Source organism: Streptosporangium roseum DSM 43021, assembly GCF_000024865.1.
GTDB lineage: Bacteria > Actinomycetota > Actinomycetes > Streptosporangiales > Streptosporangiaceae > Streptosporangium > Streptosporangium roseum.
Window position 1 is genome coordinate 4,464,604 of record NC_013595.1, and the last position, 15,252, is coordinate 4,479,855.

The window sequence follows — 15,252 nt, forward strand, 5'->3', positions numbered from 1 at the left end:
GGCTCGGGGCATTCCTTTACCCGGGAGGACCCTGCATGCCAGAGGTGGACACGCACCCCTTGGACACCGCGCGGAAACTGGCCGAGAGCGGCGATCTGGACGGCGCGGCAAAGATCTTCGCGGAACTGGCCGCCGACCCCGCGGAGCCCGACCGGGCACAGGCGGCGGTGGGGCTGGCGGTGGTGCTCCAGGAGCGCGGGGACGCGCCGGGCGCCCGGACGGCCGCCCGGACCGCGCTGGCGACCGGGCATCCGGAGTTCGCCGCGCAGGCCGCCTGCCTGCTCGCCCGGAGCTTCGAGCAGGAGGATCTGCTCGACCAGGCCCGAGCCGCCTGGCAGGCCGCTCTCGGGGCGGGTAATCCCGCCTACGTCCCGCTGGCGCACATGGCCCTGGCCAGGCTCGCGGCGGGGCAGCAGGAGGCAGAGGAGGCCCTGCGGGCCGCCCTGGCCACCGCCGACCCGGAGGTCGCCTCCCGCGCGGCGCAGCTGCTGGCCGAGCTCCTGCTGGAGGAGGGCGAGGCGGGTGAGGCCGCGGAGGCCTTACTGGCGGCGCTCTCGGTGCCGGAGGTGGCAGATGCGCCCAGGCTGCGGGTCCTGCTCGGCATCGCGCACCTGGAGATGGCGTGCGCGGAGTTCGCCGGGGCGATCGAGGAGGGCGGCGACGCGGAGACCGCCGCGCTGGCCATCGAGCTGCTGGCCCGCACCCTCCCCCTGAGGGGCCGGGACGAGGACGCCGAGCAGGTGTGGCGCTACGGTCTGGACAGCGCCGACGGGGAGCTCGCGGAGGATGTCCGCCTCCGGTTGAACCGTGGTGCCTGATCCCCGGCCGCGGTCAGTCGCGGCCGCGCCAGCGGCTGATCGCGTGGGCGAAGTTGATCGCGACGATGCCGCCCCACGCCAGCAGTAGTCCCGCGGTGCCCGCCTCGCCCGCGGCGATGGCGGTCAGCGGGATGCCGATGCCCATCGAGCCCAGCGCGATCGGGACGGAGGAGTTGCCGCTCCTGCGCTGGCGCCGCCCCTGCTCGTGGGGGCCGGGGTAGGGCGGCGGGCCTCCGGCGAGGTGCATCTCGGTCCGCACGCGGGCGGCGATGGTCGCGTCGAGGCGTTCCACGAACGACTCCACCAGCGCGCTCTCGTACTCCGGACCGAGGTCGCGCCGGGCCTCGATGGTGGCGCGCATGTCCTGTCGGATATCTTGATGATCCTGCACGTCCCGATTCTCCGCCCCCGCGCGGTCCCTGGCATCAGCCGTTAGGACGAGATCTGTGTCCACCCGGAGCACGGCGCCCCATCTGGAGATCATGACCCCGCACGGCCCGGCCGTGGCGGAGGTCGACGAGGTCGCCGACCCGCGTTTCCTGCTGGTGATCACCCACGGTTCGGCCGGGGGAGTGGACGCCCCGGACCTGCTGGCCGTACGGGACGCCACGGCGGGCGTCGGCGGGGTGGTCGCGCGCGTGCTCCAGCCGTTCCGGCTGCGGGGCGCCCGGGCTCCGGGCTCGGCGGTGAAGCAGGACGAGGCGTGGACGGCGCTGGTCGCCGAGCTCCGGGGGCGTTATCCGGGGCTGCCGCTCGCGCAGGGCGGGCGGAGCAACGGCGCCCGGGTCGCCTGCCGTACGGCCCTCGGAGTGGGGGCCGAGGCGGTCGTCGCGCTGGCCTTCCCGCTCCACCCGCCGGGCAGGCCCGAACGGTCCCGCGCCGGGGAGTTGCGCGCGGCGGGTGTGGACGTGCTCGTGGTGAACGGGGATCGCGACCCGTTCGGCGTGCCCGGGGCGGCGGACGCCGCGCGCCTGGTGGTGCTGCCGGGCGAGGGGCACGATCTCAAGAAAGACCCCGCCCGCGTGGGCGAGGTCGTCGCCGAGTGGCTTGAGGTGAGGATGCGGCCTGGCTCGGCGTGATGGTCAGGCGACGCCGGCCAGCGGCCGGTGCGGCTCGATGACGGCACCGTCGGGCAGGAGCTCGCCGGTGTCCTCGAACAGCACCACACCGTTGCAGAGCAGGCTCCATCCCTGTTCGGGGTGGGCTGCCATCGTACGGGCGGCTTCGCGGTCCAGCGCCTCGGCGGACGGACAGGACGGCTGGTGCGGGCACATCGGCGTGCCTCCGGATCTCTCTTGTCGGCTCGCTGGAATCGACATCGGACACCGGCGGGCAACCGTCCCGATGGGACTCCGTTCCCACCTGTGACGGGGGGACGAGCATCTGGATGGACTATATGGCCATGCGCGCCTCGGGCTGGGTGAGGCCCGCACATCAAGCAGATCAAACCTGTGGTCGGATCGCATCCTTGAACGTGCGATCTGACCGCACGCACAAGTGTGGGATCTGGCCGCACCCGGCGACATAGCCCGTTAGGACTGTTTGCAGCGTGGAAAGGGTGAGTCCTTTGGGGATTTTCGGGGGTGTGACCTATAACACAGCATGCCTCATGGACTGATAACAGGCCAAGTGCGACACGCCGCAGGTCCGGTAAATGATCGGTTACGACTTCCTGACATCGCTCCGGGGCTGTTCAGGCCCCATCCAGGCCCGCCAGGAGCGCGCTCAGGCCGAGCTCGAAGTCGTCGTCTGCCGCCGCGCTGCCGCCGCCCCGCGACGGAGGCCGCCACGGCTCGTCGTCGTCGCCCGCCGGCTCGGCCCAGCCGGACTGCTGCACCTCCACCGCCACCGCCCCGAAGACGTAGGCCCGCATCGCGCGCACGGCGCGCGCCGCATCGGCCAGCCCCGCGTCGGCCAGCTGGTCGGTCTGCTCCCGTACGGCGATCGCCGCCCGCCCCTTGGGCGGCTTGGTGAGGGCCAGCGCCAGCACGCCGGGATGCTCCCGCAGCGCGGCCCGGCTCGCCCGGCACCACGCCCTCGCGCTGTCCTGCCAGCTCTCGCCGGGCTCGGCGTGCACGGTGGTGACGTGCTCGGCGAGTGCGTCCATGAGGGCGTCCTTGCCGCGCGGCAGATGGTGGTAGATGGCCATCGCCTCGACCTGGAGCGCGTCGCCCAGCCGCCGCATCGTCAGCCGCCGCAGCCCCTGACTGTCGGCGATGTGCAGGGCCGCCTCGATGATGCGCTCCCTGGAGAGCGGGATGGGCGGTCGCTTGGCAGGCATGGGGGACATCCTGCCAGCCTGGGCCTTACTGCGTAAAGGCGGGCGCGCCGGACAGGACGCCGCCTGAGTGTGTGAGGGGGGAGCCGACGGCGTAGGCTACGGCCTGTGATCTGCCGGGGAATGCCCGGCGACGGGTGAGAGAGGGAAGAAGATGGCGTTTTTCCGACCGAGCGTGAGCCGGGAGGCGGAGGTCCGTTACCACGCTGACCAGGAGGTCGGGAAGAGCTTCCCCGAGCTCCTGGAGAAGGCGCGCGCCGCCGAGGCCGAGCTGCGCCGGGTCCAGGCCACCTCGACCTCCGCCGAGGAGCGCCGGGCCGCCGGCCGGGCCTTCGACGCCGCCCTGACCGAGGCGCTGCGCGCGGCCGAGGCCAACCAGCGGGCGACGTTCGGCGTGAAGTCCTACGACGACCGGATCCGCCGCCGCAAGGGCAGGGCCACCCCGAAGGGCGCCGAGTGGACCGCCGAGGTCAACCGCCTGCGCACCCTCCGCGAGCAGAACCGCCTGACCGGCATCGCCCGCGTCCCGCGTCCGGTCGCCCTCGCCGCACGCTGACCCCCTCCTCGGGGCGACCCTCCTCCGACACCCACCGCGCAGCCCGCGGTGGGTGTTCTTTTTTTCCCGGATATCCAGGTGTCGCGGCCTTTCCCGGCCGCGCGGCTCTCCCGGGCCTTCCTGGGTGGCCGGCTCTCCCGGGCTGTCCTGGCCGCTCTGCTCTTTCGGCCTTCCTGGCCGCGCGGCTCTCCCGGGCCTTCCCGGGTGGCCGGCTCCCGAGCCCTCCGGTCGTGCGGGCGAGATCGGATCCGGTCTCGCCGTCCGGGCGGTGCGCGGGTACGGCCTCCGACCCGTCATGTGGACACCATGCCCGCTTATCGCTATCCTGACAAGCGGACACGATGTCCACTTATGGATTGGAGAGTCATGAGCCACCTGCTGCACCTGGACGCCAGCGCCCGCCGCGCGTCCTTCTCCCGCACCCTGTCGGAAGCCTTCGCCCGGACGTGGCGCGAGGCCGACCCCGACGGTGCATACGTCTACCGGGACCTGGCCGCCGCCCCGGTCCCGCACGTCGGCGAGGCCTGGACCGAGCTCTGCTACGCCGTCCTGGCCGAGGGCATCACCGAAATCGGCCGCTACCGGGAGGTGGTGCGGACCCCGGCCCAGGAGGACGCCTGGGCGATCGTGGAGCCCCTGCTGGCCGAGCTGGAGGCCGCAGACGTCGTGCTGATCGGCACGCCGATGTACAACTACTCGGTCCCGTCGGCGCTCAAGGCCTGGATCGACCAGGTGACCTTCCCCAAGATGAGCCTGAAAGGCCGGTCGTTCGTCGTCGCCGGCGCGCGAGGGGGAGCCTACGGACCCGGCACGCCGAGGGAGGCCTTCGACCACGAGGAGCGCTTCCTGCGTGACTTCTTCCTCGGGCACTTCGGTGTCGAAGACGTCACGTTCATCCACGCCGAGCTGACCAACTCGCTGATCGATCCCGCGCTGGCCGGCCTGCGGGACAAGCACGAGAAGTCCTACGAGGCCGCCCTGGAGGCCGCCGCCGAGCTCGGCGGGAAGCTGGCCGGGCGATGAGCTGGGTCCTGCTGGTGCTGGCGGGGCTGGTGGAGATCGCCTGGTCGCAGAGCATCAAGCCGACCGAGGGGTTCACCCGGCCGATCCCCACGGTGATCTGCTTCGCGCTGGCGGCCGTCGCGGTCTGGCTGCTGTCGAAGTCCATGCAGACCCTTCCCGTCGGAACGGCCTATGCCGTGTTCACGGGCATCGGCGCCGTCGGCGCCATCGGGCTGGGGATCGCGCTGCACGGCGATCCGGTGAACCTCGGCCGCGTCGCGGCGCTCGCGCTGATCATCGGTGGGATCGTGCTGGCCCGGGCGCTCGGCTGAGCGGCCCGCGGCGGGACCCGCGGGGCCGGACATGCGAAGGCGCCGCCGCGACGGAAAGGTCACGACGGCGCCTCGCGCGTCAGGTCAGCTCGCCCAGTCGAGCAGCGGACGGGTGTTGCTGGGGTGGCGCAGCTTGGAGAGGGACTCCTTCTCGAGCTGGCGGATGCGCTCGCGCGTCAGGCCGAGGTGCTTGCCGATCTCGTCGAGGGTGTGGGGCTTGCCGTCGACGAGGCCGAAGCGCAGGGCCATGATCTTGGCCTCCCGGGGGGAGAGGTTGCCGAGCACGCCCCGTAGCTGCTCGCCGAGGAGCTGGCGGTCCACCACCTCGGACGCCTCGGGGGAGTCGACGTCCTCGATGAGGTCGCCGATGGTGGTCTCGCCGTCCTCGCCGATGGTGGCGTTGAGGCTGATCGGCTGGCGGCTGGTGCGGAGCAGCTCCTCGATCTGGTCGGGGGTCTTGTCCAGCTCGACCGCCAGCTCCTCCGGCGTGGGCTCGCGCCCGAGACGCTGGTGCATGTCACGCTCGACGCGCGACAGCTTGGAGAGCATCTCCAGCACGTGGACCGGCAGCCGGATGGTGCGGGCGGAGTCGGCGAAGCCGCGCTGGATGGCCTGGCGGATCCACCACATGGCGTAGGTGGAGAACTTGTACCCCTTGGTGTAGTCGAACTTCTCCACCGCGCGGATCAGGCCGAGGTTGCCCTCCTGGACCACGTCGAGCAGGGCCATGCCGCGGTCGGTGTACTTCTTGGCCACCGACACGACCAGCCGGAGGTTGGCCTCCAGCATGTGGTCCTTGGCGCGGCGGCCGTCCTCGGCCACCCACTCCAGGTCGTCGCGTGCGGCGGCCGACAGACCCGGCTCGGCCTCCAGCTTGGACTCGGCGTACAGGCCGGCCTCGATCCGCTTGGCGAGCTCGACCTCCTGGGCGGCGGTCAGCAGCGTGCGGCGGCCGATCGACTTGAGGTAGGTGTGCACCGAGTCGCCCATGACCGAGGACTGGTCGTCCAGGTCCAGGGTCGGCTCGGCCTCCAGCTCGGCCTCCTCGGGGGCGGTCCACTCCTCGTCGCCCGCCTCGGGGCCGGCGTCCTTGCGGTCCTTGGCCGCGGGCTCGGCCCGGACCGTCGACTTGTTGTTCTCGGGGGCGGCCGTCTTGTCGGACGCGGCCTTCGTCTTGCGGGTGGTCGTCTTGCGGGCGGTGCTCTTGGCCGCGGGCTTCTTCGCCCCGGCCGCGAGCGCGGGCTCGTTCTCGGCGGCAAGGCTGACGCCCGCCTCGGTGAGCTCCCGCAGGATCGACCTGCCCTCGGTCGGGCTGATCCCTGCCTCGGCGAAGGCGTGACGCAGCTCCGCGAGTGAAAGGTGGCCCTGGACTCGCCCTCGGTCAAGGAGCTGTTCGAGGGTCGTCGGGGCCTCAGGTGAGGTCGCCACGGCGGTTTGGGGCATGAGGACACCTCCTCCATCACGGAGTCGTCTGCTTACAGGTTGTGGGGTGGGGCGGCGAGGGAGCCGCTCTGCGCACCAGTACCAATAACCCCACTCAAGAACTTTCTGTTCCCGACTTGACGGGGAAAATATGATGGGTGGATCGCCATTACCGCGATCCACCCTCTCCGGGCGCCTGGTATGGCCTATTCAGTGATGTCCACAGGACCTTCGACCACGGGCATGGGCAACGGTTGGGCGTCTTCCAGGCGCTGCTCGGTCCAGTAGCGCGTGACCTGCTGCGGGTCGGGGTTGACCTCCTTGGAGACCACGTATTCCTCCGCGGGCGGGGTCGCCCCCTGGGACGGGTCCTCCTGCGCCGGGGTGTCTCCCTCGGGGCCGGCCGAGAGGTCCGGCGGGTCCTGGGAGGCCCGAGCGCCCTCGGGGAGAGGCTGACCGCCCTTCACCGCGGGAACGGGCTCCCCGTTCTTGCTGATCCCGCCGGTCGCGGCGGCCGCCGCGACGGATATGCCGCCGGCGAGGACCACGCTGACGATGCCGGCGGAGACCCACGTCTTGCGGGTTACGTTCATCGGGCTCGTCCTTCCTGCTTCGGCTGTCTGTTTGACGTGCGAAGGTGTCCTTATGGTTCCCGTTGGAGACCATAACGGAGGGTCGCGAGGTCCGGCTTGCCATTGGGTAAAAGCGGTATTTCGGACATGACGACCAGCTCGGCGGGGGCGGCGTAGGCGGGCAGCCGTTCCTTGGCGAAGGCACGGAGCTCGGCCAGGGTCGGGGGCTCGGAGGAGACCACGACGGCGACCACCCGCTCACCCCATTCGGGGTCGGGGCGGCCGACCACGGCGGCGTCGGCGACCGCCGGATGCTCGGCCACGACGGCGGCCACGGCCGCCGCGACGACCTTCTCCCCGCCGGTGTTGATCACGTCGTCGGCCCGGCCCAGGACGCGCAGCCGCCCGCCGGCCAGGGAGCCGAGGTCGGAGGTGAGGAACCAGTCGCCGTCACGGGCGGCGGCGGTGAGGTCGGGGCGGAGCCGGTAGCCGGAGAACAGCACCGGGCCGGCGACGCGGACCCGGCCGTCGTCACCGACGCCGAGATCCACCCCGTCGAGGGGGACGCCGTCGTAGACGCACCCGCCGCAGGTCTCGCTCATGCCGTACGTGGTGACCACCCGCGCGCCGGCGGCACGCGCCGCCGCCAGCAGGTCCGCGGGGGCGGCGGCGCCCCCCAGCAGGATCGTCCGGAAAACCGACAGGTCCGCCGGGAGCAGCCGGCGGAGCTGGGTCGGCACCAGGGAGACGTGATCGGCGCCGCTGGCGAGCACCGCCTCGGGGGAGAAGCCGTCGTGCACGATCGGCTCGGTCTCGCTCAGCAGCGAACGGACAAGCACCTGCAGCCCCGACACGTGGGAGGGCGGCAGGCAGCAGAGCCAGCGCTCGCCGGGCCGGGCGTCCAGGCGGCGCAGCGAGGCCGAGGCGGAGGCGCGCAGGGCCGCGGCCGGGAGCTGGACCCCCTTGGGGGTGCCGGTCGTGCCGCTGGTGGCGATGACCACGGCGACCTCGGGGGAGACCCCCACGCCGTGCTCGTGCCGTACGCCGTTGACGTGGGTGGGGCGCAGCGCGTCGAGCGTGGCCCGCAGCGCCCGGGTGGGCAGGGCGGGGGACAGGGGCAGCACGGCGGGGCCCCGGCCGTCGAGCGCCGCGCCGACGGCCCGGAACAGCTCGGGGCCCGGCGGCAGCACGACGGCGTGCAGCTCCCGTCGCGGGCAAGGTTGCTCCGGGTGCGCGGAACCGGTCATCACAGTCGTAAGGTTAGTGCCGACAAGCCGGACAACAGCCGAGGAGCGCCTCGGTGCAGCGGAAACGGAACCGTCCCTCCGGGGGCGACGGCCAGAGGAGGCAGTGCGGTGAACCCCGCCACCGCGCTCGCGACGGTGCTGATCGACGAGCTCGTGCGCTGCGGCCTTACGGATGTGGTCCTCGCGCCCGGCTCACGCTCGGCCCCGCTGGCCCTGGCCGTCCACGCCGACAGCCGGATCCGGCTGCACGTGCGCGTCGACGAGCGCTCGGCCTCCTTCCTCGCGCTGGGCCTGGCCCGGCGCGGCGAGCGCCCGGTCGCCCTGATCTGCACCTCCGGCACCGCGGCCGCGAACTTCCACCCGGCGGTCATCGAGGCGCACGAGTCGGGGGTGCCGCTGCTGCTGCTGACCGCCGACCGGCCGCCCGAGCTGCGCGACACCGGCGCCAGCCAGACCATCGACCAGATCAAGCTGTACGGTACGGCGGTCCGCTGGTTCAGCGAGGTCGGCCTGCCCGAGGACCGTCCCGGCCAGGTCGCCTACTGGCGGTCGCTGGCCTGCCGCGCCTACCAGCGCTCGCTGGGCCCGACCGACCCCGGCCCGGTCCAGCTGAACCTGTCCTTCCGCGAGCCGCTGATCCCCGACGGCGACGCCTCCTGGTGCGAGTCCCTGGAGGGTGACGCCAACGGGCCCTGGATCCGGGCCCGGGTGGCGCCCCCCGCGGTGGCGCTGCACCTGCCGCCGACCCGGCGGGGCGTGCTGGTCGTCGGCGACGGCGCCTCCAACGTGCGCAGATACGTCGCGGCGGCGGGCATGGCCGGCTGGCCGGTCCTGTCGGAGCCGAACGGCGGCGCCCGCTACGGCGACCACGCAATGTCGACCTACCACTTCCTGCTCGGCACCCCCGAGTTCGCCGACCGGCACCGGCCCGAGCTGGTGGTCACCCTGGGCCGCCCGGGCCTGTCCCGGTCGCTGCTGAACTGGCTGAGGCACGCCGACGAGCACATCGTGGTCGCCCCCGACCTGACCCGCTGGCCCGACCCGACCCGCTCGGCCACCCAGGTGGCGCAGGCGGTGGAGATCCCGGTCGCGGCCGGCGACGACGCCTGGCTGCACTCCTGGCGCCGCGCCGACAACGCGGCCAGGGCCGCGATCGACGAGGTGCTGGACGGCGCCGGGCTCAGCGAGCCGCGCCTGGCCCGCGACCTGGTGGACATGCTGCCCAACGGGTCGCTGCTGTTCTCCGGCTCCTCCATGCCCATCCGCGACCTGGACCAGGCGATGCGCCCCCGCAGGGGCCTGCGGATCCTGGCCAACCGGGGCACCGCCGGGATCGACGGCGTGGTCTCCACCGCGATGGGCGCGGCCCTGGCGCACAACGGCCCCGCCTACGCGCTGATGGGCGACCTGACCTTCCTGCACGACCAGAACGGGTTAATCCTCGGCCCCCGCGAGCCCCGCCCCGACCTGTGCGTGGTCGTGGTGAACAACGACGGCGGCGGGATCTTCTCGCTGCTGCCCCAGGCCGCGCTGCGCGACCCGTTCGAGCGGGTCTTCGGCACCGCGCACGGGGTGGACCTGGCCCACGTGGCCGCCGCCACCGGCACTCCGTACACCTTCGTCAGCGAGCCCGACCAGCTCTCCAAGGCGCTGCGCGGGGAGGGGCTGCGGATCGTCGAGGTCCGCAGCGACCGGGAGTCCAACGCGGTCCTGCACGCCATGATGCGCGACGCCGCCCACGCCGCGATCCGCGAGGTCATGTGAGGTCGCGGCGGGGGCGGTCCGGGCAGGACACGGTCGCCCTCCCCGGCGGGCCGCGGGATCCCGGGGCCGTGCGGACGGCGAAACCGGACCCTCCGGGGCGCTCCGCCATCCCGGAGGGAACGGCCTGGCTGACCCAATAAGGTGTCCGTCATGCATGTCGACGAATGGCTCCAGGCGATTCCCCCGCTCTGGATCTGCGCCCTGGTCGGACTGGTGATCGGGCTGGAGAGCCTGGGCATCCCGCTGCCCGGGGAGATCGTCCTGGTCAGTTCCGCGCTGCTGGCGGCGCAGGGCGTGGTCAACCCGCTCTGGGTCGGGATCTGCGCCAGCGTCGGGGCCATCGTCGGCGACTCCGTCGGCTACGCCATCGGCCGCAAGGGCGGCAAACCCATGTTCGACCGGCTGGGCCGCAGGTTCCCCAAGCACTTCGGCCCGTCCCACATCGCCAAGGCCGAGCGCTACTTCGAGCGCTACGGCATGTGGACGGTGTTCTTCGGCCGCTTCGTCGCGCTGCTGCGCATCCTGGCGGGCCCGCTGGCCGGGGCCCTGCGCATGCCGTACTGGAGGTTCCTGACCGCCAACGTGCTCGGCGGGATCGCCTGGGCGGGCGGGACCACCGCGGTCGTCTACTACCTGGGCAGGGTCGCGGAGAAGTGGCTCAAGGGCTTCTCCTGGGCGGGGCTGGTGCTCGCGGTGCTCTTCGGCGTCGCGACCACGTTGCTCGTCAAGCGCCGGGCGGCCAGGATGGTCGCCCAGGAGGCCGAGGAGCCCGCGGGCGCGGTCTGACTACCAGACCTGGGGATGTGGAGCCCGCGGTGATGCGGTCACGGTGAGGGAGTACGACTCACCGTGAAGGGAAGCGCCATGCGCACTGACGACACTTCGATCGCCTACGAACCGGTGGCCTCCTACAACACCTACCTGGAGGCTCAGAAAGCCGTCGACTATCTTTCCGACCAGAAGTTCCCGGTCGAGCACGCCAAGATCGTCGGAACGGACCTCAGGCTCGTCGAAAAGGTGCTCGGGCGGCTGACCTACCTGCGCGCCGCCGGCATGGGAGCGGCGACGGGCGCCTGGATCGGCCTGCTGATCGGCCTGTTCCTGGCGATCTTCACCCCCGGACGGTTCCCCTTTCTCCTGGTGCTGTGGGCACTGGTCTGGGGCGCGATCGCGGGAGCGATCTTCGGGCTGATCGGCCACGCGCTGACCGGCGGCAAACGGGATTTCCTGTCCTCCAGCTCGATCGTCGCCAACCGGTACCAGGTGCTGGTCACGACCGACCGCGCGGCGGAGGCGCGCAGGCTCCTGGAGGTCGGCACCCCGCAGGCCGCGCAGGTCCCCCAGACTCCGCAGACCCCGCACACTCCGCAGTTCTAGCGGGACGGTCCGCGCCGACCGCGCCGGCCGTCCCGACCGCGCCGGCCGTCCCGACCGCGCCGGCCGTCCCGACCGCGCCGGCCGTCCCGACCGCGCCGGCCGTCCCGACCGCGCCGACCGCGCTGGCCGTCCCGACTGCGTCGGCCGCGACGGCCGTGCGGTCCTCGCGCCCTCCGCGGCTCCAGCGGGACGGGCCCGCGGCGGGAGAGGGCCTCCAGGCGGTGGTGGCGCGCGCCCGCGCCGCCCCCGGGGCCGCGGCGCCCTCGGGTCCCGCGCCGTCCCCCTCCCGGTACGGCGCCGCCGCGAGGAGGCGGCCGCCCGCCTGCTCCGGCGTCCCACCCGGACCCCCGGCCCGCGGAGGGACAGAACTACAAGGTTTGAGGATGTGACAAGCCCGCCGGAGGACGAACGTCGGCGGTACAGCGCACACTGGAGGTCAGAAATGGCTAGAGCTGTCGGGATCGACCTCGGCACGACCAACTCGGTGATCGCCACGATGGAGGGTAGCCAGCCCACGGTGATCCCCAACGCCGAGGGATCCCGGACGACGCCGTCGGTCGTGGCCTTCACCGAGCAGGGCGAACGCCTGGTCGGGCAGCTGGCCCGGCGTCAGGCCATCCTCAACCCCAAGGGCACGATCTACTCCGCCAAGCGGTTCATCGGGCGCCGCTTCGACGAGGTCACCAGCGAGATGAACGCCGTGTCGTTCGACGTGGTGCCCGGCCCGGACGGGGCCGTGCGCTTCGACGTCCACGGCAAGCTGTACGCGCCGGAGGAGATCGCCGCCCAGGTCCTGCGCAAACTGGTCGACGACGCCTCGAAGTTCCTCGGAGAGAAGATCACCGAGGCGGTCATCACGGTGCCCGCCTACTTCAACGACTCCCAGCGCCAGGCGACCAAGGACGCCGGGAAGATCGCGGGCCTGGAGGTGCTGCGGATCGTCAACGAGCCGACCGCGGCCGCCCTCGCCTACGGCATGGACCGCAAGGAGAACGAGACCGTCCTCGTCTTCGACCTGGGCGGCGGGACGTTCGACGTCAGCATCCTCACCATCGGCGACGGCGTCGTCGAGGTACGGTCGACCTCGGGCGACACCCACCTGGGTGGCGACGACTTCGACCGGCGCATCGTCGACTATCTCGCCGACGAGTTCCAGCGGGACAACGGCATCGACCTGCGCAACGACCCCCAGGCGCTGCAGCGGCTGTTCGAGGCGGCGGAGAAGGCCAAGGTCGAGCTGTCCTCGGTCACCCAGACGCAGATCAGCCTGCCCTTCATCACAGCGGACGCCTCCGGCCCCAAGCACCTCAACACCACGCTGCGGCGGGCGACGTTCGAGGAGATGACGGCCGACCTCCTGGAACGCTGCAAGGGCCCGGTGGAGCAGGCGATAGCCGACGCCAAGCTCTCCTCCAACGACATCGACGAGGTGATCCTGGTGGGCGGCTCGACCAGGATGCCCGCCGTGCAGAACCTGGTGCGCCGCATGACCGGCGGCAAGGACCCGAACATGACGGTCAACCCCGACGAGGTCGTGGCGCTGGGCGCCGCGGTCCAGGCGGCCGTCATCAAGGGTGAGCTGCAGGACGTCGTCCTGCTCGACGTGACGCCGCTCTCGCTCGGCATCGAGACGCTCGGCGGGATCATGACCAAGGTCATCGAGCGCAACACGACGATCCCGGCCCGCCGTACCGAGGTGTTCAGCACCGCCGAGGACAACCAGAGCGCCGTCGACGTCGTGGTGCTCCAGGGGGAGCGCGAACGCGCCGCCGACAACCGGGCCCTGGGCCGGTTCCGGCTGGAGAACATCAGGTCCGCGCCGCGCGGCGAGCCCCAGGTGGAGGTGACCTTCGACGTCGACGCGAACGGCATCGTGAACGTCTCGGCCAGGGACAAGGACACCAACGCCGAGCAGCGCATCACCATCAGCGAGAGCTCCAACCTTGACCAGAGCGAGGTCGAGCGCATGGTCTCCGACGCCGAGCAGCACCGTGAGGAGGACGTGCGGCTGCGGCAGGCGGTCGACGCGCGCAACGAGCTCGACAGCGCCGCCTACCAGGTGGAACGGCGGCTGAACGAGCTGGGCGAGGCGGTGCCCGTCCATGAGAAGGCGCGGGCCGAGATGCTCGTCAACGACGCCCGGGACGCGGTCAAGCAGCAGGACACCCCGGTCGACCGGCTCCGGTCCCTGACCTCCGAGCTGCAGCAGGTCTACCAGAGCCTCGCCGTCGCCTCCGCGGGCCAGCCGGCGGGAGCCGGGCCGGGAGCCCAGGGCTCCCAGGACGCTCGGGGCGGTGGCGGGGACGACGACGTCATCGACGCGGAGTTCACGACCGATGAGTGACGCATCCGAGCGGGAACCGATGAGTGACGCGTCCGAGCGGGAAGAGACCGTCCCGGAGGGCGCCGAGGGAGCCCCCGCGGACGTGGCCGAGCTCCAGCAGCGGATCATCGAGCTGGAGGACCGGTGGCGGCGCGCCCTGGCCGATCTCGACAACCTGCGCAAGCGGGTCAGCCGCGACGCCGAACGGGTGCGGGCGGAGGAGCGGGCGCGGGCCGCCGCCGAATGGCTGCCCGTGCTGGACAACCTGGAACGCGCGCTGGAGCACGCCGAAAGCGATCCGCCCTCCATCATCGAAGGGCTGCGGGCGATCCGGGACCAGGCCCAGGACGTGCTCGCCCGCCTGGGCTTCCCGCGCCGTGACGACGCCGGGACGGCCTTCGACCCGGCCCGGCACGAGGCGGTGGCCACACTCGCCCAGGAGGGCGTCCCCGAGGGGACGGTCCTGCACGTGGTACGGCCCGCCTACGGAGACGGCGACCGGCAACTGCGGCCCGCGCTGGTCGTGGTGGCCAGGGAGGGATGATGGCCACCACGACCCGCGACTTCTACGAGAGTCTTGGAGTGTCGAGGGACGCCGGCCAGGATGAGATCCAGAGCGCCTACCGCAAGCTCGCGCGGACCTACCATCCCGACGTCAACAAGGACCCGGGTGCCGAGGATCGTTTCAAGGAGATCTCGGAGGCCTACAGCGTCCTGTCCGACCCCGCGACGCGCCGCCGCTACGACGCGTTCGGGCCCGACTTCCGCCAGGTGCCCGAAGACGTGGACCCGGACACCTGGGCCCGCGCCAGAGCCGGTCGGGGCGCGCGGGGCAGGCGGCCGGGAGCCGGGGCCGGGGCCGGTCCGGGCGGGCCGGCGGGTTTCGGGGAGGGCGTCGACTTCGAGGACCTCCTGGAGGGCCTGTTCTCCGGTAGGGGCGGCGGCCGGGCGGGCCGGGGCTGGGGGCCGATCCCCGGCGCCGACCAGGAGGCCGAGATCGAGCTCACCGTGGAGGAGGCCTACCGGGGCGGCCGCCGTTCGATCACCGTGGGCGGCCGCCGGATCGACGTCAACATCCCGGCGGGCGTGACCGACGGGCAGCGCATCCGGCTGGCGGGGCAGGGCGGCCGGGGCAGTGACGGAGCCGCCGCCGGAGATCTCTACCTGATCGTCAGGATCGCGCCGCACCCCCGCTACCGGGTCGAGGGGCGCGACATCCGCGTCCAGCTCCCGGTCACCCCGTGGGAGGCGGCGCTGGGCGCGTCCGTCGCCGTCGACACCCCGGCCGGCGAGGCCAAGGTCAAGGTGCCCGCCGGGAGCTCCAGCGGCCGGAGGCTGCGGCTGCGCGGCCGGGGGATGCCGAACCCGCGGGGCACGCCGGGAGACCTGTTCGCCGAGGTTCGGATCATGGTTCCGGCCGCGCTGTCGGACGAGGAGCGGCGGCTGTTCGAGCAGCTCGCCGCGGTCTCGACGTTCGACCCGAGGAGGCGGTGATGGCCTGCCCGCACGCGCGGGCCCGGCGTCCCGCGAGGAGGCGGCGATGACCCGCCGTCCGTCCGTG

General features: G+C 72.5%; 17 protein-coding genes. 11 read left to right on the top strand and 6 right to left on the bottom strand.

What is annotated here, in order from left to right:
- Nucleotides 1-35: 35 nt before the first annotated feature.
- On the top strand, nucleotides 36-818 hold the full coding sequence (locus SROS_RS19455) for a YfgM family protein (RefSeq protein ID WP_012890658.1): 783 nt from the start codon (nucleotides 36-38) through the stop codon (nucleotides 816-818).
- Between the two features lie 13 nt (nucleotides 819-831).
- Here the strand turns inward: SROS_RS19455 and SROS_RS19460 are convergent, their stop codons facing one another.
- Nucleotides 832-1,179 carry a hypothetical protein gene (locus tag SROS_RS19460; RefSeq protein WP_043652379.1) on the bottom strand — a complete coding sequence of 116 codons (348 nt, stop codon included), beginning with the start codon at nucleotides 1,177-1,179 and terminating at the stop codon, nucleotides 832-834.
- A gap of 121 nt (nucleotides 1,180-1,300) precedes the next feature.
- Here SROS_RS19460 and SROS_RS19465 point away from each other — a divergent pair, with 121 nt between their 5' ends.
- Nucleotides 1,301-1,897: an alpha/beta hydrolase family protein gene (locus tag SROS_RS19465; RefSeq protein ID WP_043656109.1), complete on the top strand. Its 597-nt coding sequence runs from the start codon at nucleotides 1,301-1,303 to the stop codon at nucleotides 1,895-1,897.
- A gap of 3 nt (nucleotides 1,898-1,900) precedes the next feature.
- On the opposite strand, the gene SROS_RS19470 is transcribed toward SROS_RS19465, so the two are convergent.
- On the bottom strand, nucleotides 1,901-2,092 hold the full coding sequence (locus SROS_RS19470; RefSeq protein WP_012890661.1) for a DUF5999 family protein: 192 nt from the start codon (nucleotides 2,090-2,092) through the stop codon (nucleotides 1,901-1,903).
- Between the two features lie 419 nt (nucleotides 2,093-2,511).
- The gene (locus SROS_RS19475; RefSeq protein WP_012890662.1) at nucleotides 2,512-3,099 is read right to left on the bottom strand and encodes a TetR/AcrR family transcriptional regulator C-terminal domain-containing protein; all 588 of its coding nucleotides are present in this window, start codon (nucleotides 3,097-3,099) and stop codon (nucleotides 2,512-2,514) included.
- A 151-nt stretch (nucleotides 3,100-3,250) separates the two neighbouring features.
- Between SROS_RS19475 and SROS_RS19480 the strand changes: the two genes are divergently transcribed.
- From SROS_RS19480 to SROS_RS19490, 3 genes are all read left to right on the top strand, one after another.
- Nucleotides 3,251-3,652, top strand: a complete 402-nt coding sequence (locus SROS_RS19480) for a hypothetical protein (RefSeq protein ID WP_012890663.1) — start codon at nucleotides 3,251-3,253, stop codon at nucleotides 3,650-3,652.
- A 366-nt stretch (nucleotides 3,653-4,018) separates the two neighbouring features.
- Complete coding sequence (locus tag SROS_RS19485) at nucleotides 4,019-4,675, top strand: FMN-dependent NADH-azoreductase (protein WP_012890664.1); 657 nt, start codon at nucleotides 4,019-4,021, stop codon at nucleotides 4,673-4,675.
- On the top strand, nucleotides 4,672-4,986 hold the full coding sequence (locus tag SROS_RS19490; RefSeq protein ID WP_012890665.1) for a DMT family transporter: 315 nt from the start codon (nucleotides 4,672-4,674) through the stop codon (nucleotides 4,984-4,986). The genes SROS_RS19485 and SROS_RS19490 overlap by 4 nt, the downstream gene beginning before the upstream one ends.
- Before the next feature lie 84 nt (nucleotides 4,987-5,070).
- On the opposite strand, the gene SROS_RS19495 is transcribed toward SROS_RS19490, so the two are convergent.
- From SROS_RS19495 to SROS_RS19505, 3 genes are all read right to left on the bottom strand, one after another.
- Nucleotides 5,071-6,429 (bottom strand): RNA polymerase sigma factor, encoded by a 1,359-nt coding sequence (locus SROS_RS19495; protein ID WP_012890666.1) that lies wholly within the window; start codon nucleotides 6,427-6,429, stop codon nucleotides 5,071-5,073.
- 185 nt (nucleotides 6,430-6,614) lie between these two features.
- Nucleotides 6,615-7,001: a hypothetical protein gene (locus tag SROS_RS19500; protein ID WP_012890667.1), complete on the bottom strand. Its 387-nt coding sequence runs from the start codon at nucleotides 6,999-7,001 to the stop codon at nucleotides 6,615-6,617.
- A gap of 50 nt (nucleotides 7,002-7,051) precedes the next feature.
- Nucleotides 7,052-8,227: an AMP-binding protein gene (locus SROS_RS19505; protein WP_012890668.1), complete on the bottom strand. Its 1,176-nt coding sequence runs from the start codon at nucleotides 8,225-8,227 to the stop codon at nucleotides 7,052-7,054.
- Between the two features lie 108 nt (nucleotides 8,228-8,335).
- On the opposite strand from SROS_RS19505, the gene menD reads away from it, so the two are divergent.
- From menD to SROS_RS19535, 6 genes are all read left to right on the top strand, one after another.
- Entirely contained in the window at nucleotides 8,336-9,991 is a 1,656-nt protein-coding gene (gene menD / locus SROS_RS19510) for a 2-succinyl-5-enolpyruvyl-6-hydroxy-3-cyclohexene-1-carboxylic-acid synthase (protein ID WP_012890669.1), read from the top strand.
- A 150-nt stretch (nucleotides 9,992-10,141) separates the two neighbouring features.
- On the top strand, nucleotides 10,142-10,777 hold the full coding sequence (locus SROS_RS19515) for a DedA family protein (protein ID WP_012890670.1): 636 nt from the start codon (nucleotides 10,142-10,144) through the stop codon (nucleotides 10,775-10,777).
- Between the two features lie 78 nt (nucleotides 10,778-10,855).
- Nucleotides 10,856-11,368: a YflT domain-containing protein gene (locus SROS_RS19520; protein WP_012890671.1), complete on the top strand. Its 513-nt coding sequence runs from the start codon at nucleotides 10,856-10,858 to the stop codon at nucleotides 11,366-11,368.
- A 442-nt stretch (nucleotides 11,369-11,810) separates the two neighbouring features.
- On the top strand, nucleotides 11,811-13,712 hold the full coding sequence (gene dnaK / locus SROS_RS19525) for a molecular chaperone DnaK (RefSeq protein ID WP_012890672.1): 1,902 nt from the start codon (nucleotides 11,811-11,813) through the stop codon (nucleotides 13,710-13,712).
- Nucleotides 13,705-14,235, top strand: a complete 531-nt coding sequence (locus SROS_RS19530) for a nucleotide exchange factor GrpE (protein ID WP_012890673.1) — start codon at nucleotides 13,705-13,707, stop codon at nucleotides 14,233-14,235. Before dnaK ends, SROS_RS19530 begins: the two co-directional genes overlap by 8 nt.
- Nucleotides 14,235-15,185, top strand: a complete 951-nt coding sequence (locus tag SROS_RS19535; RefSeq protein WP_012890674.1) for a DnaJ C-terminal domain-containing protein — start codon at nucleotides 14,235-14,237, stop codon at nucleotides 15,183-15,185. Before SROS_RS19530 ends, SROS_RS19535 begins: the two co-directional genes overlap by 1 nt.
- Nucleotides 15,186-15,252: the final 67 nt, after the last annotated feature.